The sequence below is a fragment of the Pseudomonadota bacterium genome (assembly GCA_026388215.1).
In the GTDB taxonomy this organism is placed as follows: Bacteria; Desulfobacterota; Syntrophorhabdia; order Syntrophorhabdales; family Syntrophorhabdaceae; genus JAPLKF01.
This window is the reverse complement of sequence record JAPLKF010000275.1, coordinates 1-1,662: the sequence shown is the minus strand read 5'-3', so window position 1 is coordinate 1,662 and position 1,662 is coordinate 1. Positions and strand designations below refer to the sequence as shown.

The 1,662-nt window shown below is 41.6% G+C and carries 3 protein-coding genes; all 3 read left to right on the top strand.

The annotated features are described in order from the left end of the window. On the top strand, positions 1-907 hold a 907-nt coding region (locus NTU69_12665), incomplete at its 5' end, for a molybdopterin-dependent oxidoreductase (GenBank protein MCX5804357.1). A 226-nt stretch (positions 908-1,133) separates the two neighbouring features. Further along, positions 1,134-1,427, top strand: coding sequence for a BrnT family toxin (locus NTU69_12660; protein MCX5804356.1), 294 nt, complete (start codon positions 1,134-1,136; stop codon positions 1,425-1,427). Then, on the top strand, positions 1,408-1,635 hold the full coding sequence (locus tag NTU69_12655; GenBank protein ID MCX5804355.1) for a BrnA antitoxin family protein: 228 nt from the start codon (positions 1,408-1,410) through the stop codon (positions 1,633-1,635). Before NTU69_12660 ends, NTU69_12655 begins: the two co-directional genes overlap by 20 nt. Positions 1,636-1,662 lie beyond the last annotated feature (27 nt).

Here is a 1,662-nt window from a genome sequence, read left to right as displayed (position 1 = left end):
TGGAAAGATAGATATCTTCACAGGTTCATCAGAGATAGGTCAGGGTTCGGAGACGATTATTGCCCAGATAGTGGCAGAGGTGCTCGGTGTGAATGTTGATGATGTAAACGTTATAAATAATGATACGGATGTGTGCCCCTGGGATGTGGGTGTTCATGCGAGCAGAACAACCTTTGTAGCAGGGAATTCGGCGCTTGGCGCTGCAAAGAAGATAAAGGCACAGATACTTGAGATTGCCTCAAAGAGTCTCGGTGAAAGTCCTGAAGTGCTCGACATTAGGAGCGGGGTTATATTCTCAACAAAGGATAAGGAGAAAAACATTCCCCTCGGGAAGGTATTGAGGAATGCCCATTACGCCTCTGGTGGCACGATGTTGATGGCAGAATATTTCTATGACCCTGCAAATGAAAATCTGGATAAAGACCTTAAAGGAAACCTTTCAGTTACCTATGCTTATGGTACACATGGCGTTGAGGTGGAGGTTGATAGGGAGACAGGACAGGTGAAAGTCCTGAGATACATAGCAGCCCATGACGTGGGAAAGGCTATTAACCCGATGCTCCTTGAAGGACAGATATACGGCGGCGGGCTTATGGGGCTTGGTTATGCCTTGAGTGAGAGGATGATCTTCCGTGATGGAAGGTTAATGAATGCAAACTTCCTCGACTACAAGATGCTCACCGCAAAGGATGTGCCACCGGTTGAGGCCGTAATCGTGGAAACAGACGAAAAGGATGGGCCTTTCGGTGCAAAAGGCATAGGGGAACCGGGACTTGTCCCTACAGCACCTGCAATTGCTAATGCCATATATGATGCGGTAGGCGTGAGGATAAAGGATCTGCCCATCACACCGGAAAAAATATTGAAGGCGCTAAAGGAAAAGGAAAAAGGGGAGAAAAAGCAGTAAGGAGCCTGCCCTGTGGAATGAATTCAGATTCTCTATTCCACAGGGTGAGTAAGCAGAAAGAAGCAAAAACAGGAAAATTCCAAAGGGGCAGGCTGGCAAATAGCTTGCCCCTTTTCATTAATGTATTTCGCCAGAACACTGTTCCAGCCATAACGCAAAATGTGATTCTTAAAGCGTGACGTGTGAAATGTATTGACAATGTATTTACATTTACTTAAAATATTTTATGGAGTTTGAATGGGCTGAAAATAAAAATAGGGCAAATGTAAAGAAACATAAATTATCATTCGAGGAATCAAAAGAGATATTTGACGACCCATTTCACATCTCCATTATAGATGAAAGATTCAGCAATTTTGAGGAAAGATGGGTAACCATTGGTACCACATACAAAGGGAAGTTGATTATAGCGGGACATTTATACTACCTTAAAGAAAATGGAGAGGAAGTTATTAGAATTATATCGGCAAGAAAAGCTACAAAAAAAGAAAAGGAGCAATATGAAACAATCGGATTTTGAATTAAAGAAAGAATATGATTTCTCTAAAGGTGTAAGGGGCAGGTTTTATAGACCCAAAAAGATCTCAACCACAGTGAGACTGGATAATGATATCTTATTGTTTCTTAAGAAACTTGCCACAGAGAAAAAAACAGGTTATCAGACCTTGATGAATAGTGTTTTAAGGGAATATATAAATTCTATAACTACTGAAAAATCTGCATCATAACTTTCCTTGTCCCTTCAAGTTCCTGAA